The organism is Mycolicibacterium sp. ND9-15, from assembly GCF_035918395.1.
Lineage (GTDB): Bacteria > Actinomycetota > Actinomycetes > Mycobacteriales > Mycobacteriaceae > Mycobacterium.
Genome location: NZ_CP142362.1, coordinates 3,048,250 through 3,069,388 on the forward strand (window position 1 = coordinate 3,048,250; position 21,139 = coordinate 3,069,388).

A 21,139-nucleotide genomic window follows, 5' to 3' on the forward strand; every position below is an offset into this window, starting at 1 on the left:
CCGGAAAAAGGGTCAGGGCGTCAGGGCGACCGAGGCTTCCGCGGTGTAGCACAGGAACGTCAGCGTCTCCTCCAGATACAGCTGGACGGTGCCCGCGTCATGCGACAGGTAGCCGATCGACACGTCGGTACCCAGCTGCAGATCGAAATCACCGCCGCGGGTCGACAGTACGAATGCGCCGTCGATCGCAGGCGCCCAGATGATGTCGCCGTCGACCAACCTGTGAAGGTGCTCGCGGATCGGATAGCCGTGCTGGGTGGTCTCGCTCACCTTGGTGTACACCTCGGCCGACAGCAGCACCGAGTAGGGTCCGTCGACACCGGAGAGCCGCAACTCGGACAGCGCCTGGGAGATGACGTCGGGGATGTCACGCTCGTCGTCGGGCAGCGCGAGCGCCGGGTTGGAGCTGCACGCCCGGATGCCTTCGATCGACGCCGCCTCGTAGCCCTCGAAGATCGCCCGGTCCTCGGCGAACGCCAGCTTCATGGCGGCGTCCTTGACCGGATCCCAGTCCGAGTCCTGCGAGCCCCGCTCGACGTCGTCGATCGCGCTGCGGGACACCGTGAACGGCACCCGAAGCCGCACCAGCGGTTTGGCATCTCGCAGGCTCGCGATCACGCCGTCACCGGGAGGGGGCACGTCGCGCAGATGGCCCGTGCTGATCGCCGCGGTCACCGGCCCGCCCGGTTCGCTGACGTCGATCACCCGTCGTCCGGCGATATGCCGTTTGAACGTCCGGCTCGCCTCCAATTCGATTTCGGCCCAGGCGACTTCGGTGACCGGAGCAAGGTCGCGGTAGAGGTTGTTCATCAACGGGCTCCTTTCAGGCTGCCGATTCCGAGCGAGCCCTGGTATTCGGCGGGAGTGACCACGGTTGCCGACGGCGTGTCCTCGTCGGTGGCCGAACCGGGCAGTGATGGAGGATCATCGAGGAAATCCAGGGCTGGGGCGAAGAACAGACCACCCGTCAGCGCGGTCGAGAAGTCCAGGATGCGATCGGTGTTGCCGGTCGGATCGCCGATGAACATGTTGTCCAGCATCCGCTCGGTGACGGCCGGCGTCCGCGAATATCCGATGAAGTAGGTGCCGAACTCGCCCTTGCCGATCTCGCCGAACGGCATGTTGTGGCGCACGATCTTGAGCTCGTTGCCGTCGTCGTCCTCGATCACGTTCAGCGCGACATGCGAATTGGCCGGCTGGACTGCATCGTCGAGTTCGATGTCGTCGAGTTTCGTGCGGCCGATCACGCGCTCCTGCTCCTCGACCGACAACGCGTTCCACGCCGTCATGTCGTGCACGTACTTCTGCACGTGTACATAGCAACCGCCCGCGAAATCGGGGTCCTCGCCGCCGATCTGGGTTGCCGACCGTGCGAGCGCACCGTCCGGGTTCTCGGTCCCGTCGACGAAGCCCAGCAGATCGCGGTTGTCGAAAAACTTGAACCCGTGGGTTTCGTCGACGATCGTGATCGCGCCGTCCATCGCTTCGACCAGTTTGGTGGCCAGTTCGAAGCAGACGTCCATCGACTCGGCGCGGATGTGGAACAACACATCGCCTTCGGTGGCCGGGGCGTGATGGCGGTCGCCGCGGATCTCGACGAAGGGATGCAGCTCGGCCGGCCGGGGGCCAATGAACAGCCGGTCCCAGGCGTCGGAGCCGATCGAGGTCACCGCCGAGAGCCGTTTGGCCGGATCGCGAAAACCGATCGCCCGCACCAGTCCCGAGACGCCGGGCAGCGCATCGTGAACCGTCGACTCCCGGCCGTCGATGATCTTCGCCACCAGGAAGACGGCGGCCGGCGTCAACGGCTCGAGCACCGGCTGCGGCTGGATTTCAGGCACAACTGGACCCTAGCGCCCGCGATCTTGAATCACCCGTAAAGATGAAGAGATGGCAGCCAGCGCCCAGGGTTTGTGTAAGTTCATCGACGCGTCGCCGTCGCCCTACCACGTCTGCGAGACCGTCGCCGAGCGGCTGCGCGCGGCCGGCTTCCGCGAGTTGTCCGAGGCCGCCTCGTGGCCGGCGCGCGCCGCGGACGGCGAATCCCGCATCGGCAAGTTCTTCACCGTGCGCGCAGGGTCGCTGATCGCCTGGCGCAGCGCCGACGCGCGGCTACCTTTCCGAATCGTCGGCGCCCACACCGACAGCCCGAACCTGCGGGTCAAACAGCACCCCGACCGGTTGGTCGCAGGCTGGCGGGTGGTCGCGTTGCAGCCCTACGGCGGCGCATGGCTGAACTCGTGGCTGGACCGCGACCTCGGTATCAGCGGCCGGCTGTCGGTGCGCATCGGCGATCGCCTGGCGCATCCACTTGTCCGGATAGACGATCCGATCCTGCGGGTCCCGCAACTGGCCATCCACCTCGCCGAGGACCGCAAGGCCGTCGAACTCAATCCACAGCGCCACGTCAATGCGGTGTGGGGCGTCGGCGCCGGGCCCGGGTCGTTCCTCGACTTCGTCGCCGAGCGCGCCGGCGTGCGGAGCGACGATGTGCTGGGCGCCGATCTGATGACTCATGACCTGACCCCCTCTCGGCTGGTGGGTGCCGACACCGAACTCCTCAGCGCGCCTCGGCTGGACAACCAGGCCACCTGCTATGCCGGACTGGAAGCCTTCCTGGCCGCCGAGCCCAGCAACCACCTGCCGGTGCTGGTGTTGTTCGACCACGAGGAGGTCGGCTCGCAGTCCGACCACGGCGCACAGTCCGACCTGCTGTCGACGGTGCTGGAACGCATCACTCTGAGCGAAGGCGGCGGCCGCGAGGACTTCCTGCGCCGGCTGACGGACTCGATGGTCGCCTCCGGCGACATGGCGCACGCCACCCACCCCAACTACCCGGAGCGCCACGAACCGGGGCACCTCATCGAGGTGAACGGGGGACCGGTGCTCAAGGTGCAGCCCAACCTGCGCTACGCCACCGACGGGCGCACCGCGGCGGCGTTCGCGCTGGCGTGCGCGCAGGCCGGGGTGCCGCTGCAGCACTACGAGCACCGCGCCGACCTGCCCTGCGGGTCGACGATCGGGCCGATGACCGGGGCCCGCACCGGTATTCCGACCGTCGACGTGGGCGCGCCGCAGTTGGCCATGCATTCGGCGCGGGAGGTGATGGGCGCCGACGATGTCGCGGCCTATGCCGCGGCGTTGACTGCGTTTCTGTCGCCGCAGTGATCCAGGGTCGCGGCGCGTGCCGCGCGACAGTGGGCGCCGACGAAGCTGGGCGCGGGCGTGTGGAAGGTGCCGCCGACGGCGGCCAACCTAGAATGGCGTCGTGACGTCGGAGCTTACTCACGCACTGGATACCGTCGACCGTGCCGCCGCCACTCCCGATCATCCGCAGCCCTTTCGCGAACTCGGCCTCAAGGACGACGAGTATCAGCGAATCCGCGAGATCCTGGACCGCAGGCCCACCGACGCCGAACTCGCGATGTACTCGGTGATGTGGAGCGAACACTGCTCGTACAAGTCCTCGAAAGTGCACCTGCGCTACTTCGGTGAGACCACCACCGCGCAAATGCGCGAGACGATGCTGGCGGGCATCGGCGAGAACGCCGGCGTCGTCGACATCGGCGATGGTTGGGCCGCCACCTTCAAGGTGGAGTCGCACAACCACCCGTCGTACATCGAGCCCTACCAGGGTGCGGCCACCGGCGTCGGCGGCATCGTGCGCGACATCATGGCGATGGGCGCGCGTCCGGTCGCGGTGATGGACCAGCTGCGCTTCGGTGCGGCCGACGCACCCGACACCCGGCGCGTCGTCGACGGAGTGGTGCGGGGCATCGGCGGATACGGCAACTCGCTGGGACTGCCCAACATCGGCGGTGAAACCGTGTTCGACGCGTCCTACGGGGGCAACCCGTTGGTCAATGCGCTGTGCGTCGGGGTGCTGCGCAAGGAGGACCTGCACCTGGCATTCGCGTCCGGCACCGGAAACAAGATCATCCTGTTCGGCGCCCGCACGGGCCTGGACGGCATCGGCGGCGTTTCGGTACTGGCGAGCGAGACGTTCGGCGGCGACGAGGGCGGCGCGCCGGGACGCAAGAAGCTGCCAAGCGTCCAGGTGGGCGACCCGTTCATGGAGAAGGTGCTCATCGAGTGCTGTCTGGAGCTGTACGCCAACGATCTGGTTGTCGGTATTCAGGATCTGGGCGGGGCCGGGTTGTCCTGCGCCACATCCGAACTCGCATCCGCAGGTGATGGTGGCATGTCCATCGAGCTGGACACGGTACCGCTGCGAGCGGCCAACATGACGCCCGCCGAGATCCTGTCGAGCGAATCGCAGGAACGCATGTGTGCCGTTGTCACGCCCGAAAACGTCGACAAGTTCATGGCCGTCTGCCGCAAGTGGGACGTGCTGGCCACCGTCATCGGCGAGGTCACCGACGGTGACCGCCTGCAGATCACCTGGCACGGTGAGACCGTCGTCGACGTGCCGCCTCGCACCGTCGCGCACGAAGGCCCGGTCTACGAGCGGCCGGTCCAGCGGCCCGACACCCAGGACGCGCTCAATGCCGACACCTCGGCCAGGCTGTCGCGGCCGTCCACCGGCGACGAGCTCAAGGCGACTCTTCTTGCGCTGCTGGGCAGTCCGCACCTGTGCAGCCGGGCGTTCATCACCGAGCAGTACGACCGCTACGTGCGCGGCAACACCGTGCTGGCCGAGGATGCCGACGGCGGGTTGCTGCGCGTGGACGAGACCACCGGCCGCGGCATCGCGATCTCGACCGACGCGTCGGGCCGCTACACCGCGCTCGACCCGTACACCGGCGCGCAGTTGGCGCTGGCCGAGGCATATCGCAACGTCGCGGTCACCGGTGCGACGCCCGTCGCGGTGACGAACTGCCTGAACTTCGGTTCGCCGGAGGATCCCGGCGTGATGTGGCAGTTCAGCCAGGCCGTGCGGGGACTGGGCGACGGCGCTGCAGCGCTGGGCATTCCGGTCACCGGCGGCAACGTCAGCTTCTACAACCAGACCGGCACCACCGCGATCCTGCCGACTCCGGTCGTCGGTGTGCTCGGTGTGATCGACGACGTCCGCCGGCGCATCCCGACCGGGTTCGGCGAGGAGCCCGGTGAGACGCTGATGCTGCTGGGGGACACCCACGACGAGTTCGACGGGTCCATCTGGGCCCAGGTCACCGCCGATCACCTGGGCGGTCTCCCGCCCAGGGTGGACCTTGCGCGCGAGAAGTTGCTGGCCGAGGTGCTGACGGCCGCCTCGCGCGACGGGCTCGTCTCGGCCGCGCACGACCTGTCCGAGGGTGGGCTGATGCAGGCCGTTGTCGAGGCTGCGCTGCGCGGTGAAACCGGTTGCCGCATCGTGCTTCCCGAAGGATCTGATCCCTTTGTGATGCTGTTCTCCGAGTCGGCGGGCCGAGTGCTGGTCGCGGTGCCCCGCACCGAGGAGAGCAGGTTCCGCGCGATGTGCGAAGCCCGCGGACTGCCCGCGACTCGCATCGGCGTGGTCGACCAGGCCAGTGACGCGATCGAGGTCCAGGGTCAGTTCACCGTCACTTTGGAGGACCTGCGCAGCACGTCGGAAAGTGTGCTGCCCGGGTTGTTCGGGTGAGTGAGAACACCCGGCAACGACACTCCATATACGGCTGGGCGTGGAGCCTGGTCCGCCTCGACTTCGTCGGAGTCGCGTCCGGTGCGCTGTTCTTCTGTCTGTCGCTGACGCCGTCGTTGCTGCCCCGCGACTGGCTGTTCGCCGGGCTGATCGGCGGAATCAACGCCGCAATCGGCTACGGCATCGGGGTGTTCATCGGAAAGATGCTGCGCCGCTTCGTATTACAAAATTCCTGGTGGCCCCCGCCGAAGAAGGTGCTCTGGGCGCTCAAGAGCGTCACGGTGGCACTGTCCGTCGCCGCGAGCGTGCTCATGGTGATCCCGGCCGCGGCATGGCAGCGACAGGTGTCGGCGCTGATGGGCATGGAGGGCCCGGGCACTATCGGGTATCTGCGCACGCTGGCCCTCGCGTTGCTGGTCGGCGGAGTGTGCGTCGCCACCGCGCGCGTACTCCTCGAAATCATCAAGACGATGGCTCGGTTCTTCATCCGGCGTTGGCATCTGCACGACGAGGTGGCGCTGTTCATCGGCACCGCCATTGTCGTCGTGCTAGCCATCACGCTGATCAACGGTGTGTTGGTGCGGGGCTTCCTCGCCGGTGCCAACCGCGTGTTCCAACCGCAGAACACGGTTACCCGAGAAGGTGTCATCCAGCCGACCGAACCCGAAAGATCGGGCAGTCCAGAATCTTTCGCCGCCTGGGACACACTGGGTTATCAGGGGCGCAATTTCGTCGCCACCGGTCCGGACGTCGACGAGTTGACCGACCTCAACGGCGCGCCCGCCAAGGAGCCGATCCGGGTATACGTCGGGCTGCAGACCGCCGACACCGATGAACAGCGAATGGCGGTACTGCTCAGCGAACTCGAGCGCACCGGCGCCTTCGACCGAGAGCTGCTGGTGATCATCCCCACCACCGGCACGGGCTGGATCAATCCCGTCGCGGCGCGGGCGCTGGAGTTGATGTACAACGGCGACACCGCGCTGGTCGGATCGCAGTATTCGTTTTTGCCGAGCTGGATCTCGTTCCTGGGTGACCAGGAGAAGTCGGTGGTTTCCGGGCGCATGATGATCGAGGCCATCCACCGGCGGTGGGAACAACTACCGCAGGACCGGCGGCCCAGACTAGTGCTCTACGGGGAGAGCCTGGGCTCGCTGGGCGGCCAGGGGGCGTTCGAATGGCTGCCCGACATCTCGCGGATGGGCTTCTCGTCGGTGTTGTGGGTGGGCCCCCCGAACGCCAGCACGCTGTGGAAGGCAATCACCGAGCGTCGCGATCCCGGGACCCCCGAAGTCGAGCCGCGTTACGACAACGGCCGCACCGTGCGGTTCTCCCAGGCCACCGACGCGGCAGAGATCGCGAGGGACACGGCCCAGCCGTGGCAGGGCACGCGCGTGCTGTTCCTGCAGCATGCGTCGGATCCGGTCGTGTGGTGGTCGCCGGACCTGCTGTTCACCCAGCCGGACTGGTTGCGTGAGCCGCCCGGCCTGGACCGCACCGCGTCCATGCGGTGGTACCCGATCGTGACGTTCGGGCAGGTGGCCGCCGACATGACCAATGCGAGTTCGGTGCCGGCAGGCCACGCCCACAACTACGGCGATCTCGTGCTCGACGGGTGGGTCGCCGTCGCGCCGCCGGAGGGCTGGACGCCCGAGGACACCGAGCGGGTCCGCACCGCGCTGACCAAAACCGAAGCCGAGGACGGGCCGGAATACTGATGCGAGCGAACAAGGTTCGCGCCACCGCGGTGGCGACCGCCCTGGTGACCTGGAGTTTCGTCGCACCCCGGGTACGGTTCCATCCACTGTGGAACGCCGCGCTGGGCGCCGGGGTGTATGCGCTCGCCCGTCCCCCGCTGGGACTGCGTCCGCCCGCACTGTGGTCCGGTCTGCGCTACGGCCTCGCGGCCGGATCCGTGATCGGGCTGGGGGTGGCGGTCGCGACGGCGATCCCGCCGGTGCGGCGCGGAATGGCTGCGCGCGAACTGCCCGACCATCCCGTGCGCTGGATGGCACTCGACATTCCGATGGGCACCGTGTGGCCCGAGGAGGTCGCCTACCGGGCGATGCTGGGCAACGCGGCCGAGAACGCGTTTGCACCGGTCGGCGGTCGGCTGCTGCAGTCGGTGGCGTTCGGCTTGTGGCACATCATGGACGCCCGCCTGACCCGAAACCCGGTGCTGGGCACGGTCCTTTTCACCGGCGTCGCGGGCTGGGCGTTCGGATGGCTGCACGCGCGGTCGGGCAGCCTGCTCGCGCCGATGCTGGCCCACCTGGCCGCCAACGAGGCCGCGGCACTGGCGGCGCTGACGGTTCAGCGGCGCATAGAGTCCCGGTCATGAGCACAGCCGAACTCTTGCGTTCGCGCACCTTCGTCGTGACCGGTGCTGCATCAGGCATCGGTCTGGCCACCGCTAGGCGGCTGATCGCCGATGGCGGCACGGTGATCGGTGCGGACCTGGCCGAACCGCACGAGGACCTGGGTGACCGGTTCGAGTTCGTCGGCGCCGACGTCACCGACGAGTCCGCCGTGTCCTCGGTGTTCGCCGCGGTGAACGGTCGTCTCGACGGTGTCGTGCACTCGGCGGGGGTGGCCGGCGGAGGGCCGGTGCACCTGCTCGAGCGCGCCGAGTGGGACCGTGTCGTCGGGGTCAACCTCACCGGGACGTTCCTGGTGGCCAAGGCCGCGCTGGCGAAGATGATCGAGCAACCGCGTGTGGACGGAGAACGGGGCTCGATCGTCACCCTGGCCAGCGTCGAAGGACTGGAGGGCACTGCCGGCGGCAGCAGCTACAACGCCGCCAAGGGAGGCGTCGTGCTGCTCACCAAGAACATCGCGCTCGACTACGGTCCCAGCGGTATCCGCGCGAACGCGATCTGTCCCGGCTTCATCGACACCCCGATGCTGCAGAGCGTGATGGGGCTGGAAGGGATGGCGGGCCCGCTGCGCTCCATCACCGAAGAGCACGCTCTGCAGCGGCGCGGCAGGCCGGACGAGATCGCCTCGGTCGCAGCGTTTCTCGTCTCACCCGATGCGTCGTTCGTCACCGGCCAGGCGATCGCGGTCGACGGCGGTTACACCGCCGGTCGGGACCATGGCGTGGTCAAGCTGTTCGGTTTCCCCGACTGACGTCTCACGGGTTGATCGTGAGTTCGCCGATCTGACGGCCCCACACGTACTCGATGAACAACGGCTGGCCGAGCTCGGCGTGGTTGTACGGCGCGATGCTGGCACCGGTGTCCATCACCAGGTAGGGCGCCGGGTACAGGTCGCGGCTGACGTCCTGCCAGCAGCCCGGACGTCCTTCCGGGCCGCCGGTGGCGTTGACGCGCGGCAGGTTGTCCGGGTAGATATACGGATTGCCGGCCCCGCCCAGGATGCCGCCGCCACCGGTCAGTGAATAACCGTTGCCGCCCAACGTCTTTGCGACCCGCGGTTGCACTTCGCTGAAGTTCTGAATCGTGCAGAACAGGGCGGGGCTGTGGTAGTCCAGCAGTTTGGACGTCGACACCAGGTCCGCGGCGCCGCGCACCAGGTACGGCCCGGAGCGTTTGAACGTGTCGGCCCCCGCGTCGGCGAATCCGAGTGCGCCCATCAGGGCGGCGTCGACGTCGGAACGCCGTTCGTTGAACGTGCGCGCGGACGTCACCGCGTCCCGCAAGCCGTCCCACAGGTCCGGGGACGCGTCGGCGTACACCTCGGCGAGGTCGGCCAGCAGGTGGGTGTCCGCACGTAGCGCCGGCATCCGGGCGTTGAGGTCGTCGAGGATCCGGTTGCCGTTGCGCAGCGACTCCCCGAAGCGGTCACCGCCCACCCCTGCGAGCGCCTCCGCCGTAGCGGCCAGGGTCTGGTTCAGCTTGATCGGGTCGACCTGCTCGGCGAGCGCGATGACCGTCTCGAACACGGTGTTGAACTCGGTCGTCACCGCGGAGACGTCGATGACATCTCGGTCCGTGATATGTTGTGGCGACGCGCTTTCCGGTGAAGTGAACGAGATGTACTTGTTGCCGAACACCGTGGTGGCGCGAATTTCGGCGCTCACGTTCACCGGAATACCTTCCAGATAGCGGGGATTGACGTCGAGTGTCAGTTCCGCCTGATGCCCGTCGTCGGTGTCGACGAGCGATATTCCGCTCACGCGCCCGATCTCCACACCGTTGTAGGTCACTTTCGCTCCCCGTTCGACGACCAGTCCAGCGCGCGGTGCCAGCAGGGTCAGTTGCGCCTTACGGGTCAGGTCGCCGCGGAACTGGAGATAGAGGAGGGCAGCCGCGAAGATGGTGATGATCAGAAACACCGCACCGGCCACCTTGTACGGCGGCTTGTGGCGGTCGACGACCATTTTGAGACAGTAGGTTATGGCCGCCCGTCCTACTGCCGATCCGGCGAAGACACGTGCGGCGGTCGCGGCGCTGGCCGACTGGTTGCGCGATGATCGGCAGCCGCCTCCGCCCAGAACCGAACTCGCCGAGGCGGTTCGGTTGACGGCTCGCACGCTCGCCGCGGTGGCTCCTGGTTCCAGCGTCGAGGTCCGCGTGCCGCCGTTCATCGCGGTGCAGTGCATCGCGGGTTCGGCACACCGGCGCGGCAATCCGCCCAACGTGGCCGAGACCGATCCGCGGACCTGGCTCCTGCTCGCCGCCGGGGTGCTGTCGGTGGACGACGCGACCGCGATCGGGGCGTTGCGGCTCTCCGGTGCCCGGGCCGGCGAAATCGGCCAGTGGCTGCCGTTGGTGGCCGTCGAGGAGGGGTAGGTGTGGCACACGCAACACCTTGGGTTGCGAATTCCATGATTGACCGGTTCTGTACGTAGACTGAAGCGGTCTACCCATTCCGCCCTGGGAGCAGCCATATCGTGACCGGCCCGCAGACCGATCCAGAACCCCGCGAAGAGTGTGGCGTATTCGGCGTCTGGGCGCCGGGTGAAGAGGTCGCCAAGCTCACCTACTACGGCCTGTATGCCCTTCAGCACCGCGGCCAGGAGGCGGCGGGGATCGCCGTCGCCGACGGCTCGCAGGTGCTGGTCTTCAAGGATTTGGGCCTGGTCAGCCAGGTGTTCGACGAGCAGACGCTGGCCGCGATGGAGGGCCACGTCGCGATCGGGCACTGTCGCTACTCGACCACCGGTTCGACGACGTGGGAGAACGCCCAACCGGTGTTCCGTAACACCTCGGCAGGTACCGGCGTCGCGTTGGGGCACAACGGCAACCTCGTCAACGCGGCCGAACTCGCCGCCCGCGCCCGCGACGCCGGATTGCTCGGCACCAGGGGTGCTCCGGCGGCGACCACCGACTCGGACATCCTCGGCGCCCTGCTCGCCCACGGCGCGGCCGATTCCACGCTGGAGCAGGCCGCGCTGGAACTGCTGCCCACCGTGCGCGGCGCGTTCTGCCTGACCTGGATGGACGAGAACACGCTGTATGCGGCTCGCGATCCCTACGGGGTACGGCCGTTGGCGTTGGGGCGGTTGGACCGCGGCTGGGTCGTCGCGTCGGAAACCGCGGCGCTCGACATCGTCGGCGCCTCGTTCGTCCGCGACATCGAACCCGGCGAGCTGCTGGCAATCGACGCCGACGGGGTGCGCTCAACCCGCTTCGCCAGCCCCGAACCAAAGGGCTGCGTCTTCGAATACGTCTATCTGGCCCGGCCGGACAGCACGCTGGTGGGCCGATCCGTGCACGCCACGCGTGTCGACATCGGCCGTCGGCTGGCCAGGGAGATGCCGGTCGACGCCGACCTGGTGATCGGCGTGCCGGAGTCGGGCACACCCGCCGCGGTGGGATACGCACAGGAGTCCGGAATCCCCTACGGCCAGGGACTGATGAAGAACGCCTACGTGGGGCGCACGTTCATCCAGCCGTCGCAGACCATTCGCCAGCTCGGTATCCGGCTCAAGCTCAACCCGCTCAAGGAAGTGATCCGCGGAAAGCGGCTGATAGTCGTCGACGACTCGATCGTGCGCGGTAACACCCAGCGCGCCCTGGTCCGGATGCTGCGAGAGGCCGGCGCGGTCGAGGTGCACGTCCGCATCGCGTCCCCGCCGGTGAAGTGGCCCTGCTTCTATGGCATCGATTTCGCGACACCCGCCGAACTCATCGCCAACGCGGTCGACGACGAGGACGAGATGCTCGAGGCGGTACGCCACGCCATCGGCGCCGACACCCTCGGTTACATCTCGAAGCAGGGCATGATCGCGGCCACCGAGCAGCCCGCTTCACGGTTGTGCAGCGCGTGTTTCGACGGCAACTATCCGATCGAGTTGCCCGGTGAATCGGCGTTGGGCAAGAACGTCATCGAGCACATGCTCGCGACGGCCGCGAAGACCGGTATCCCGCTGCAGTCCGACAACGACAACGTCTCGGCGCTGCGCAGGCCGTAACTACCGTCCGACGTGCGCCCAGTGCGGATCGGTCGGTAACGGGCCGCGCTGCAAGGCCTTCGCCACCGCCTCCCGGTAGTTGGTCAGGCCGCCCGCCGGCGACGGGATGACTTCGTCGATGTCGTGATCGCCCATCACCGCGTCGCATTCCAGCGACTCGATCAGGGGCCGCGCGAGACCGGCCGGCATCGGGGTCACCAGCCCGATCCACCAGCTCGCGATCGTCGGTGTGAGCCAAGGCAATACGACGATGATCCGGCGTCGCAGTCCGGCCACCTGTGCGAAGATCTGCATCGCCTCGCCGTACTCGAGTACGTCCGGCCCGCCGACATCCCAGGTGCGTGACGTCGGTACCGGCGCCGCCGCGGCCTCAGTCAGGTAGTGCAGCACGTCGTCAATCGCGATGGGCGCAATCTTGTTGTGCACCCACTTCGGCGTGGTCATCGCCGGCAGCCGGTTCGTCAGGTGGCGAATCATCTCGAAAGAGGCCGACCCCGCACCGATGACGATGCCGGCCTGCAGCACCACCGTCTCGATACCGGAGTCGATCAGGATGTCGCCGACCGCGGCCCGCGACCGCAGATGCGGGGACAGCTCGGCCGCCGCGGGGTGCAGGCCCCCGAGATACACGAGGCGCTTGACTCCCGCCTGACGCGCGGCGTCGACGACGTTGCGTGCCGCCCGCGCTTCGGCCTCGACGAAGTCACGCTCGCTGCCCATCGAGTGCACGAGGTAATAGACGACGTCGATGCTCCCGAAGGCGCTGCGCAGCGAAGCCGCATCGTCGAGGTCACCCTTGGCCACCTCGACGCGGTCGCGCCATTCGACGCCGGACAGCTTGTCGGGTGTGCGCGCCAGCGCCCGCACCGCGTGACCACGCCCAAGCAGTTGAGGGATCAGCCGGCCGCCGATGTAACCGGTCGCACCGGTTACCAGGCAGCGAGTCGGGTCAGCCACCGGAGCGGGATGACCGGTTTCCGGCTCAGGCAAACGCACAACCCGGATCGGGCGCCTCGACCGCCAGCGGCGTGCCCGCCGGGTTGATGTAGAGCACCCACATTGTCGCACCGTGGCGCAAAACGCCGGACATTGCGGTCTGGAAACGGCGGCCGAGGCGGTTACCGCAGCGCGGCCAACACCGGTAGCCTTTAGCGCGATGACCGAACGCGCCGAACCTGCTGGCATCTCCTACGCGTCGGCCGGGGTCGACATCGAAGCCGGTGACCGCGCCGTCGAACTCCTCAAACCGCTCGCGGCGAAAGCGACCAGGCCCGAGGTGCGCGGCGGTATCGGTGGCTTTGCCGGGCTGTTTGCACTACGCGGTGGCTACCGCGAACCCGTGCTGGCGTCGTCCACCGACGGTGTCGGCACCAAGTTGGCGGTCGCCCAGGCCATGGACAAGCACGACACGGTGGGAATCGACCTGGTCGCGATGGTCGTCGACGACCTGGTGGTGTGTGGCGCCGAACCGCTGTTCCTGCAGGACTACATCGCCGTCGGCCGCACGGTGCCCGAGCGGATCGGGGAGCTGGTGGGCGGAATCGCCAGCGGATGCCTGCAGGCCGGGTGTGCGCTGCTCGGCGGCGAGACGGCCGAGCACCCCGGTTTGATGGCACCCGACCACTACGACATCTCGGCCACCGGGGTGGGCGTGGTCGAGGCCGACGACGTGCTCGGCCCGGACCGGGTCAAGCCCGGCGACGTGCTGATCGCGATGGCCTCGACGGGGCTGCACTCCAACGGCTACTCGCTGGCCCGCAAGGTATTGCTGGAAATCGATCGGATGAACCTGGCCGGCCACGTCGAGGAATTCGGCCGCAGCCTCGGCGAAGAATTGCTGGAGCCGACCCGTATCTACGCCAAGGACTGCTTGGCGCTGGCGGCGGAGACACAGGTCCGCACTTTCTGCCACGTCACCGGGGGCGGATTGGCCGGCAACCTCGCGCGTGTGGTCCCGCACGGCCTGGTCGCCGAGATCGACCGCGGCACCTGGACTCCGGCACCGGTGTTCGCGATGATCGCACAACGCGGACGGGTCGAGCGGGTCGAGATGGAGAGGACCTTCAACATGGGCGTCGGCATGGTCGCCGTCGTCGCACCCGAGGACACCGACCGCGCACTGGCGATTCTGACCGCCAGGCACCTGAATTGCTGGACGCTGGGCACCGTCAAGAAGGGGGGCAAGGACGGCCCCCGAGCCAAACTCGTGGGTCAGCACCCCCGCTTTTAAAGGTCAGCGGCGCCAGTCGTCGTCGACCCAGTCGTCGGCCGCCGGATCGGTGTCGGCCAGGTCGTCATCGGAAGCGCCCGACAGCTCGCGCTGAAGCCGCTCGAAATCGGTCTGTGGTGAGCTGTATTTGAGCTCACGAGCGACCTTGGTCTGCTTTGCCTTTGCCCGGCCGCGGCCCATGGGGGGACCCCCTCGCGCAATAACGGAGCGGCCCGATTTGCAGGCGGCTCCGATCTGATCTGTCTTTTATCGTCCTGCCAACACTTTACCGTGCCTGGCTGCGCCGCGCTGCCAGCCCTCGGCACTCAGCGGGTTCCGCCCCGCAGCCGTTCGACCGCGCGCCGGCCCGCACCTGCGACGTCGGGCGCCGGCATCGAGTCCGCGTCGATGACGGCGGGCACCCCTGCGACGGTCAGTTCGGTGTCCGCGGGCAGCCCGCGCTTGAGCAGCGCCAGTGCGACCAGGCCTTCGTCGACGTGGTCGATCACGGTGCCGAGGCGGCCGACCGCGCGGCCGCCGGCAAGCACCGGATCACCGGTGGCGGGCCGGTCCGTCGAACCGTCGAGATGCAGCAGAACCAGCATCCGCGGCGGTTTACCGAGGTTGTGCACCCGCGCGACCGTCTCCTGTCCCCGGTAGCAGCCCTTGTCCAGGTGCACGGCGGGGCCGATCCAGCCGACCTCGTGCGGGATCGTCCGCTCGTCGGTGTCCACGCCCAGCCTGGGCCGCAGGGCGGCCACCCGATGCGCCTCGTAGGCCCACACCCCGGCGGGCCGGACCCCGGCATCGCCGAGCCGCTGCCGCCACCGTTCGACCTGGTCGCGGGGGACGACGAGGTCGAGTTCGGTGGTTTTGAGGCGGCGCAGGAAACCGCCGTCGGGGAGCGCGACGGCCGTGCGTTCGGCCGGCAGCGAACCGACGCCGAGCGCCTCGAGCACGGTGGCGTCGGCCAACCGCGGTCCGAGCAGGGACAGCACCGCCAGGTCGGCCGGCTCCACGGTGACATCGGACCAGAACACCATCTTGCGCAGATAGCTCAGCAGTGCCTCCCCGCGCGCGGATTCGGTGTCCAGATAGGTGACCCCGCCCAGCTCGGTCTGCACCCAGTGATCTTCCACACGCCCTTGACCGTCGAGGCTCAGATTCTCGGTGACCGCGCCGTCGGGTAGGTCGCTGACATGCTGTGTCGTGAGGCTGTGCAGCCACGTTTTGCGGTCGTCGCCCGTGAGGGTGAGCACGGGCCGGTGCGAGCGGTCCACGACGACGGCAGCGTCCGCCATAGCGCGTTGCTCGCCCAGCGGATCGCCGTAATGCCAGACGGCGCCGGCGTCGGGTCCGGCGTCGGGAGCAGGGGCGGCTCGTCCAGAGAATGTCACACGTCAACTCTACGTTCGGTGCGCCGAGGTCCGGGGCTACGCTTTGGGCCCATGGCTGGCGAACCCGGGGTCGTGGTGACGCTCGATGGGCGACTGCACGATCCGTCGGTGCCACTGCTGCACGCCGACGACCTCGCGGCGGTGCGCGGCGATGGTGTCTTCGAGACGATGTTGGTCCGCGGTGGTCGGCCGTGCCTACTCGAGGCCCATCTGTCCCGCCTCAGCCAGTCGGCCCGGATGGTCGATCTTGCGGCCCCCGACCTGCCACGATGGCGGGCCGCGGTGGCTGCGGCGGTGGCGCAGTGGACCGCCGGCACCAGCGACGAGGGGGTGCTGCGGTTGGTGTACAGCCGCGGCCGCGAAGGCGGCTCGTCCCCGACGGCGTACGCCACGATCGGCGCGTTGCCGGCGCGGGTCACCGACGTGCGGCGCAACGGGCTTGCCGCGCTGACGCTGGCGCGCGGGCTGCCGGCCGAGGGCACCGCCGAGATGCCGTGGCTGCTGGCCGGCGCCAAGACCCTGTCCTACGCGGTGAACATGGCCGCGCTGCGGCATGCAGAGCGGCACGGCGCGGGGGACGTGATCTTCGTCGGCTCCGACGGTTTGATCCTCGAGGGACCGCGCTCGACGGTGGTTATCGCCGCCGAGTCCGAGCCGGGCGCGGGCGATCTCGGGTTGTTCACCCCGCCGCCGTGGTTTCCGATCCTGCGCGGCACCACGCAGCAGGCGTTGTTCGAGGTGGCGCGCAACAAGGGCTACGACTGTGACTACCGCGCACTACGACCCGCAGATCTGGTTACCGCACAAGGCGTTTGGTTGGTGTCGAGCATCACCCTCGCCGCGCGGGTGCACACCCTCGACGGCAGGCCACTGCCGCCGAGCCCACTGGCGGCCGAGTTCGCCGAACTCGTCGACGCCGCGATCGTCAGTGATCGCTGATCGCTGAACCGGCCGGAAAGTGGCGAATGTATTGCGGGTGTCGTGCGTCTTGCCGCAGTCGTGAGGTCAAGGTTCAGATCAAGCACAACCAGCGACCAGCGTCTGCGCTGCCTCGGATGATGTTGGACGCGTACACAACTGAGCGTGCCAGGCGGTCGAGCTTCGCAACGATCAAGTCATCGGCCTGACCAGATTCCAGTATTGTCAGCACCTCTCGCAAAGCTGCGTTGATGTGCTTACCACTTACGCCGTCGTCGGTCAGGCGCTCGACACGCCAGCCTCGGCGCCGCGCCTCTGTCGATGGCCGCGGGCCAGGAATCGAGGGCTCGGGGGCCGTTTCAGGTTGGGCGGCTACGGGATGGTCACCACCTGCCCCGGATGAATCAGGTCCGGATTGGAGATCCCACTGGCCTCGGCGATGCGCCGGTACTGGTTGCCGTCGCCGTAGAAGCGTTCCGCGATCGCCCACAGCGTGTCTCCGGACACCACGGTGTAGGTCCGGGCCGGTTCGGGCGCGGGCGGGGGTGGCGGTGATGGTGGCGGCGGGGCCTGCTCGACGACCGGCTCGGGCGCCGGGGCCGGCTCCTGCGCGGCTGCCGGGGCGGGCTCGGGAGCCGGGGCCGCCGGCGGCGGCTCGTCGGTGTTGGTCTTCGACGACCAGGCCGCACTGTCGCCCGCGTACAGCACCAGGTTGCGGTCGTCCTGCAGCACCAGGCGCACGTTCTTCTTGCCCTTGGTGTCGCTGTGCCACACCGGCTTGTCCGGGGTGTACAGCACGAAATTGCCGTCCTTCTGCACCTCAGCCCGTACCACGTTCTGGCCGTTGGTGTCGGTGGCCCAGACCGCCTTCCCGCGCGCTTCGAGAACCAGATTGCCGTCCTTTTGCAATGTCAGCGTGTAGGCGCCGTTTTTGGAGGTGAGCGAGTCGCCCGTCCCCAACTTCTGTCCCTCTGTGAGTGTGTCTCCCACGTCCATTCCTCTCATCCGCCCCCCGGCGTCTTTGTCGGCCGGCCGGTAGGGCCAACCCTACGGTCGACCTGGCCGGGCGCAAGAGCCTTTGGGTCCCTGTGGACCCAACTATCGGCGCGGTTCGCGTCGGCGGCGCCGACTACCCGTGACCGGCCGGTGAACGGCGGGCCGCCGAGGCCGTTGTCCACCGGATGCGCGATGATGCCGCACATGCGTTCATGCCGGCCGACCTGATCGCCGCCTGCGCCCGCCGGCCCGGCCGAACCACCCGACCAACCCGAACCGGAACCGCCGACCGAGCCAACGCGTCAAATACGAACGCGCACTCAACCGACGCACCCGGCCACCACCCGACGACCCATCCTTTGACATCGGACGGAGCAAGGCGCGCCGCACCGGGGGCGCGAAGTTAATCGCTACCGGCCCTTCGGCGTCGGTGATAGCCTCGCGCGTACACAGGAGAGGAGGTGGTCCGACATCTTGAGTGACTTATGGACTTGTGAGGTGGCTGCGAGCTAGCAGCGCCAGGGGAATGAGCTGACGGCTCTTCGCGTCCTGCGCGCGCTGGCGAATTCCCCGCAGTCACCCGGCCCCCGAGCCCCTCGGTCTTGTCCGCCAGGAACACACGGCTCGGGGGCCGCTCCATCTCTGATGGCCGGTCGGAAGGACCCGCCCGGGCCGCGAAGAGGCCGGCGCCGGCTTACCCCGCGGGCCCTGGCGCGAACGTCGCGCAGGCTTTTATGGCCTGATTCCAGGTCTCGGAATCGACGCCGGGCGGCGGCCCGGCCGCAGGACCAGGCGCGGCGGGCACACCGTGGTCGCTCAGGCACTGCGCCAGCGACCCGTGCCCGGTCGGGGCATCCGATGTGGTGCTCGGCTGCTCGGCCGGGGGTTCCGAAGCGCAGCCTGCCAGGATCGTGGCCGCGGCGAGGCCCGCCGCCAGCCAGATCGCGCGCATCAGCCGACAAACCTCGACAGCCGGGCCGACAGGTGGGGAACCAGGCCGCCGTCGGCGTCGACGCGCTCCTCGACGTAGGCGAGATCGCCGCCCTCGACGATGCCGTAAAGCCGTTTCGCGCCGCCCACCAGCATCCCGGACTTACTGCGCGCCAACGCGTCCGTGACGAGTTCCCACGACGACTGTGTGAGGGGACGTCCGTAGAACAGCTCGATGTAGCCCGCGGAGTGGGCCAGCAGCAGTTCGATGGCCTGGGACTCGGAGGGGTCTGCCGGATCGTCGACGAACCGCCAGAAGCCCGATTCGCGCAGGGTGTGCGCCTCGTAGTCGCCCGATTCGCTGAGCCGCCACGACCGCGCTTCCCAGATCAGGTAATCCCCACCGTCATGGGAGACCACGATCTGCTGACCGAACCGGTAATCCCCGTGGGCGCCGCGGCCCTCGCCCTCGCCCCGCCAGACACCGACCAGCGGCAGCAGCGCCAGCAGTGCGTCGTGGAGGTTCACGCCCTCGCGGAGATTGGCGGTGTCGGCGGGTGCCGGCAGATCGCCGAACACCGGAATGTTCCGCGCGGCAGTCGTTTTCGCACGTTCGGCCGCGGCCGCGACGGCGTCGTCCCCGGACGTCACGACTCGTCGGTGACCAGCCGGTACAGCGTGTACAACGCGAACCAGGTGATCAACAGAGTCGCGGCCACCAGCAGGATTTCGAAGAACAACACCACGGGCAAGAGTCTAGTTCGTCAGCTCGGTGTCAAAATCCGGGTCCCCACCCGCCGCGAGTGACCGCATTTGCACACTGCGTGGCGGTGTGTCGCCGGGCAGACACGGTCGCTCGCGCGTACTAGGGGTGCTAGGCGACCTTGACGTCGACCTCGTGGATGCCCGCACCGGACGGCGCCACCACGGCGTCGCCGTTGCCGATCTTCGACAGCGCACGCAGCGTCCAAGTGCCGGGCGCGGCGAAGAAGCGGAAGTCGCCGGTGGCCGACGCGACCACCTCGGCGGTGAACTCGTCGGAGCTGTCCAGCAGCCGCACGAACGCGCCACCGACCGCCTGTCCGGACCCGTCCACGACGCGGCCGGTGATCACCGTCTCCTTCTCCAGGTCGACGCTGGCGGGCAACGTCAGGCCTTGTTTCGGGGCAGAGCACATAATCAACTTCCCAACTCGATCGGGGCTCCCACCAGGGAGCCGTATTCCGTCCAACTGCCGTCGTAGTTCTTGACGTTCTGGTGTCCCAACAGTTCCTGCAGCACGAACCAGGTGTGCGACGAACGCTCACCGATGCGGCAGTAGGCGATGGTCTCCTTCTCGCCGTCCAGGCCGGCCTCGGCGTACAGCTTCGCGAGGGCCTCGTCGGACTTGAAGGTGCCGTCGTCGTTGGCCGCCTTGCTCCACGGAACGTTGATGGCGCCGGGGATGTGTCCGGGCCGCTGGCTCTGCTCCTGCGGCAGGTGCGCAGGAGCCAGGATCTTGCCGGAGAACTCGTCGGGGGAGCGGACGTCGACGAGGTTCTTGGTGTCGATGGCGGCGATCACCTCGTCGCGGAAGGCCCGGATGCTGGTGTCGGGCGCCTTGGCGGTGTAGCTGGTCGCCGGGCGCTTGACCACCTCGGTGGACAGCGGACGGCCGTCGAGCTCCCACTTCTTGCGGCCGCCGTCGAGCAGCTTGACGTTCTCATGCCCGTACAGCTTGAAGTACCAGTAGGCGTACGCGGCGAACCAGTTGTTGTTGCCGCCGTACAAGATCACGGTGTCCTCGTTGGAAATGCCGCGCTCGCTCAGCAGCTTCGAGAACTGTTGCTGGTCAACGAAATCGCGTCGCACCGGATCTTGAAGGTCGGTCTTCCAGTCGATCTTGACCGCGCCCTCGATATGACCGCCGTCGTATGCGCTCGTGTCCTCGTCGACCTCGACGAACGCGGTGTTCGGGGCCTTGAGATTGCTCTCGGCCCAGTCAGCTGTGACCAGGACATCGGAGCGTGCCATAGAGGAGATCCTTTCGGTTGCTTCGAGTTTCGAAGAGCTATCCGGTTGACGGCGCGCTTGCGTTCTTCCGGAAACGCGCGACGATCGGGTAGATGTGGCAGCCAAGGCAGATGCCGAAGGCCGCGTTCAAGAAGGCCGCCACGAGCGCGAAGCCGACGGCGATCAGGCCGAGTAGCGGGAGTCCGGCCGTGAACCCGACGACGCCGATCACCGCGAAGACCAAGCCCACGAGTTGGGCGAACCTGAGCGGCGGCACCGGCTCCCTCTCGGTGACGGGTTCGAGCCGCAAGGCGATGAGACGGCTGAAGATCAGGCCGTAGGGGTGCGCGCGCGGACCACGCCACGCGCCGACGGCGAATACCACCGCCTGCACACTCAGAAGCACCGCGGCGGTCACCGGACTCAACGGCCACACCAGCAGCGTGGCCACGATCACCGCGGTGGTGAGCCAGGCCGCGAAGCGCGGTCCCCGCACGTCCACCTGGTCAGGCGTCTGGGTTTTCGACAGCTCGGTCGTTGACATTCATGTGCTCCTGTTGCAGTCATGGGCTGGGCTGGGATTGACCACACGGGTCGCTCCCGAGTGCGGCGCGAAGAAGGGCGCGGCTACTCAGCAGCTGCAACAACAACAACAAGAACCCGCGACGCGGCACAGATCGACTGCGCGGCGCTTAGTGAGCATCGGCTCGAGGCGGGCGGACACGGCGGACAGCTTACCAATCGACATGGTG

General features: G+C 68.0%; 23 protein-coding genes. 9 read left to right on the top strand and 14 right to left on the bottom strand.

Annotation, left to right across the window (positions count from 1 at the left end; genetic code table 11):
- Positions 1-12: 12 nt before the first annotated feature.
- The gene (locus QGN32_RS14915) at positions 13-810 is read right to left on the bottom strand and encodes a family 1 encapsulin nanocompartment shell protein (RefSeq protein ID WP_326545144.1); all 798 of its coding nucleotides are present in this window, start codon (positions 808-810) and stop codon (positions 13-15) included.
- Entirely contained in the window at positions 810-1,841 is a 1,032-nt protein-coding gene (locus QGN32_RS14920; RefSeq protein ID WP_326545145.1) for a Dyp-type peroxidase, read from the bottom strand. The genes QGN32_RS14915 and QGN32_RS14920 overlap by 1 nt, the downstream gene beginning before the upstream one ends.
- 49 nt (positions 1,842-1,890) lie before the next feature.
- On the opposite strand from QGN32_RS14920, the gene QGN32_RS14925 reads away from it, so the two are divergent.
- The 5 genes from QGN32_RS14925 (at position 1,891) to QGN32_RS14945 (ending at position 8,695) form a co-directional block, all read left to right on the top strand.
- A complete protein-coding gene (locus tag QGN32_RS14925) occupies positions 1,891-3,168 on the top strand; it encodes a M18 family aminopeptidase (protein WP_326545146.1) in 1,278 nt (425 codons plus the stop codon).
- Between the two features lie 100 nt (positions 3,169-3,268).
- Complete coding sequence (purL, locus tag QGN32_RS14930; RefSeq protein WP_326545147.1) at positions 3,269-5,566, top strand: phosphoribosylformylglycinamidine synthase subunit PurL; 2,298 nt, start codon at positions 3,269-3,271, stop codon at positions 5,564-5,566.
- Positions 5,563-7,284 carry an alpha/beta hydrolase gene (locus QGN32_RS14935; RefSeq protein ID WP_326545148.1) on the top strand — a complete coding sequence of 574 codons (1,722 nt, stop codon included), beginning with the start codon at positions 5,563-5,565 and terminating at the stop codon, positions 7,282-7,284. The genes purL and QGN32_RS14935 overlap by 4 nt, the downstream gene beginning before the upstream one ends.
- Positions 7,284-7,907: an Rv0804 family intramembrane glutamic endopeptidase gene (locus tag QGN32_RS14940; RefSeq protein WP_326545149.1), complete on the top strand. Its 624-nt coding sequence runs from the start codon at positions 7,284-7,286 to the stop codon at positions 7,905-7,907. The genes QGN32_RS14935 and QGN32_RS14940 overlap by 1 nt, the downstream gene beginning before the upstream one ends.
- Complete coding sequence (locus tag QGN32_RS14945) at positions 7,904-8,695, top strand: SDR family NAD(P)-dependent oxidoreductase (RefSeq protein WP_326545150.1); 792 nt, start codon at positions 7,904-7,906, stop codon at positions 8,693-8,695. The genes QGN32_RS14940 and QGN32_RS14945 overlap by 4 nt, the downstream gene beginning before the upstream one ends.
- A 4-nt stretch (positions 8,696-8,699) precedes the next feature.
- Here QGN32_RS14945 and QGN32_RS14950 read toward each other — a convergent pair whose 3' ends face one another.
- Complete coding sequence (locus QGN32_RS14950; RefSeq protein ID WP_326545151.1) at positions 8,700-9,908, bottom strand: MCE family protein; 1,209 nt, start codon at positions 9,906-9,908, stop codon at positions 8,700-8,702.
- A gap of 16 nt (positions 9,909-9,924) precedes the next feature.
- Between QGN32_RS14950 and QGN32_RS14955 the strand changes: the two genes are divergently transcribed.
- Positions 9,925-10,320: a sterol carrier family protein gene (locus QGN32_RS14955; protein ID WP_326545152.1), complete on the top strand. Its 396-nt coding sequence runs from the start codon at positions 9,925-9,927 to the stop codon at positions 10,318-10,320.
- A gap of 101 nt (positions 10,321-10,421) precedes the next feature.
- On the top strand, positions 10,422-11,945 hold the full coding sequence (purF, locus tag QGN32_RS14960) for an amidophosphoribosyltransferase (protein WP_326545153.1): 1,524 nt from the start codon (positions 10,422-10,424) through the stop codon (positions 11,943-11,945).
- On the opposite strand, the gene QGN32_RS14965 is transcribed toward purF, so the two are convergent.
- Positions 11,946-12,902: an NAD(P)H-binding protein gene (locus tag QGN32_RS14965; RefSeq protein WP_326545154.1), complete on the bottom strand. Its 957-nt coding sequence runs from the start codon at positions 12,900-12,902 to the stop codon at positions 11,946-11,948.
- A gap of 199 nt (positions 12,903-13,101) precedes the next feature.
- Here QGN32_RS14965 and purM point away from each other — a divergent pair, with 199 nt between their 5' ends.
- On the top strand, positions 13,102-14,175 hold the full coding sequence (purM, locus tag QGN32_RS14970; RefSeq protein ID WP_326545155.1) for a phosphoribosylformylglycinamidine cyclo-ligase: 1,074 nt from the start codon (positions 13,102-13,104) through the stop codon (positions 14,173-14,175).
- A gap of 3 nt (positions 14,176-14,178) precedes the next feature.
- Here the strand turns inward: purM and QGN32_RS14975 are convergent, their stop codons facing one another.
- Both QGN32_RS14975 and ygfZ read right to left on the bottom strand, forming a co-directional pair.
- Positions 14,179-14,355, bottom strand: coding sequence for a DUF3073 domain-containing protein (locus QGN32_RS14975; RefSeq protein ID WP_326545156.1), 177 nt, complete (start codon positions 14,353-14,355; stop codon positions 14,179-14,181).
- Positions 14,356-14,480: 125 nt separating this feature from the next.
- Positions 14,481-15,551, bottom strand: coding sequence for a CAF17-like 4Fe-4S cluster assembly/insertion protein YgfZ (ygfZ, locus tag QGN32_RS14980; RefSeq protein ID WP_326545157.1), 1,071 nt, complete (start codon positions 15,549-15,551; stop codon positions 14,481-14,483).
- A 51-nt stretch (positions 15,552-15,602) separates the two neighbouring features.
- Here ygfZ and QGN32_RS14985 point away from each other — a divergent pair, with 51 nt between their 5' ends.
- Positions 15,603-16,490, top strand: a complete 888-nt coding sequence (locus QGN32_RS14985) for an aminodeoxychorismate lyase (protein WP_326545158.1) — start codon at positions 15,603-15,605, stop codon at positions 16,488-16,490.
- A gap of 73 nt (positions 16,491-16,563) precedes the next feature.
- Here QGN32_RS14985 and QGN32_RS14990 read toward each other — a convergent pair whose 3' ends face one another.
- From QGN32_RS14990 to QGN32_RS24295, 8 genes are all read right to left on the bottom strand, one after another.
- Complete coding sequence (locus QGN32_RS14990) at positions 16,564-16,959, bottom strand: recombinase family protein (RefSeq protein WP_326545159.1); 396 nt, start codon at positions 16,957-16,959, stop codon at positions 16,564-16,566.
- Positions 16,842-17,459: a LysM peptidoglycan-binding domain-containing protein gene (locus QGN32_RS14995; protein WP_326545160.1), complete on the bottom strand. Its 618-nt coding sequence runs from the start codon at positions 17,457-17,459 to the stop codon at positions 16,842-16,844. Before QGN32_RS14995 ends, QGN32_RS14990 begins: the two co-directional genes overlap by 118 nt.
- A gap of 700 nt (positions 17,460-18,159) precedes the next feature.
- Positions 18,160-18,417: a YajG family lipoprotein gene (locus tag QGN32_RS15000; protein ID WP_326545161.1), complete on the bottom strand. Its 258-nt coding sequence runs from the start codon at positions 18,415-18,417 to the stop codon at positions 18,160-18,162.
- Positions 18,417-19,046, bottom strand: a complete 630-nt coding sequence (locus QGN32_RS15005) for a heme-binding beta-barrel domain-containing protein (protein ID WP_326545162.1) — start codon at positions 19,044-19,046, stop codon at positions 18,417-18,419. The genes QGN32_RS15000 and QGN32_RS15005 overlap by 1 nt, the downstream gene beginning before the upstream one ends.
- 223 nt (positions 19,047-19,269) lie before the next feature.
- Entirely contained in the window at positions 19,270-19,572 is a 303-nt protein-coding gene (locus QGN32_RS15010; RefSeq protein ID WP_326545163.1) for a DUF1416 domain-containing protein, read from the bottom strand.
- A 2-nt stretch (positions 19,573-19,574) separates the two neighbouring features.
- Positions 19,575-20,408, bottom strand: coding sequence for a sulfurtransferase (locus QGN32_RS15015; protein WP_326545164.1), 834 nt, complete (start codon positions 20,406-20,408; stop codon positions 19,575-19,577).
- A gap of 37 nt (positions 20,409-20,445) precedes the next feature.
- Positions 20,446-20,931 carry a DUF4395 domain-containing protein gene (locus QGN32_RS15020; RefSeq protein ID WP_326545165.1) on the bottom strand — a complete coding sequence of 162 codons (486 nt, stop codon included), beginning with the start codon at positions 20,929-20,931 and terminating at the stop codon, positions 20,446-20,448.
- A gap of 87 nt (positions 20,932-21,018) precedes the next feature.
- Entirely contained in the window at positions 21,019-21,135 is a 117-nt protein-coding gene (locus QGN32_RS24295) for an Ms5788A family Cys-rich leader peptide (protein ID WP_442791706.1), read from the bottom strand.
- Positions 21,136-21,139 lie beyond the last annotated feature (4 nt).

Excerpts from the sequence above, each read along its gene's own strand:
- QGN32_RS14915 (WP_326545144.1), bottom strand. The coding sequence starts at position 810 with ATGAACAACCTCTACCGCGACCTTGCTCCGGTCACCGAAGTCGCCTGG.
- QGN32_RS14925 (WP_326545146.1), top strand. The coding sequence starts at position 1,891 with ATGGCAGCCAGCGCCCAGGGTTTGTGTAAGTTCATCGACGCGTCGCCG.
- QGN32_RS14940 (WP_326545149.1), top strand. The coding sequence starts at position 7,284 with ATGCGAGCGAACAAGGTTCGCGCCACCGCGGTGGCGACCGCCCTGGTG.
- QGN32_RS14945 (WP_326545150.1), top strand. The coding sequence starts at position 7,904 with ATGAGCACAGCCGAACTCTTGCGTTCGCGCACCTTCGTCGTGACCGGT.
- QGN32_RS14950 (WP_326545151.1), bottom strand. The coding sequence starts at position 9,908 with ATGGTCGTCGACCGCCACAAGCCGCCGTACAAGGTGGCCGGTGCGGTG.
- QGN32_RS14955 (WP_326545152.1), top strand. The coding sequence starts at position 9,925 with ATGGCCGCCCGTCCTACTGCCGATCCGGCGAAGACACGTGCGGCGGTC.
- purM (WP_326545155.1), top strand. The coding sequence starts at position 13,102 with ATGACCGAACGCGCCGAACCTGCTGGCATCTCCTACGCGTCGGCCGGG.
- QGN32_RS14975 (WP_326545156.1), bottom strand. The coding sequence starts at position 14,355 with ATGGGCCGCGGCCGGGCAAAGGCAAAGCAGACCAAGGTCGCTCGTGAG.
- QGN32_RS14985 (WP_326545158.1), top strand. The coding sequence starts at position 15,603 with ATGGCTGGCGAACCCGGGGTCGTGGTGACGCTCGATGGGCGACTGCAC.
- QGN32_RS15000 (WP_326545161.1), bottom strand. The coding sequence starts at position 18,417 with ATGCGCGCGATCTGGCTGGCGGCGGGCCTCGCCGCGGCCACGATCCTG.
- QGN32_RS15010 (WP_326545163.1), bottom strand. The coding sequence starts at position 19,572 with ATGTGCTCTGCCCCGAAACAAGGCCTGACGTTGCCCGCCAGCGTCGAC.
- QGN32_RS15015 (WP_326545164.1), bottom strand. The coding sequence starts at position 20,408 with ATGGCACGCTCCGATGTCCTGGTCACAGCTGACTGGGCCGAGAGCAAT.
- QGN32_RS15020 (WP_326545165.1), bottom strand. The coding sequence starts at position 20,931 with ATGTCAACGACCGAGCTGTCGAAAACCCAGACGCCTGACCAGGTGGAC.
- QGN32_RS24295 (WP_442791706.1), bottom strand. The coding sequence starts at position 21,135 with ATGTCGATTGGTAAGCTGTCCGCCGTGTCCGCCCGCCTCGAGCCGATG.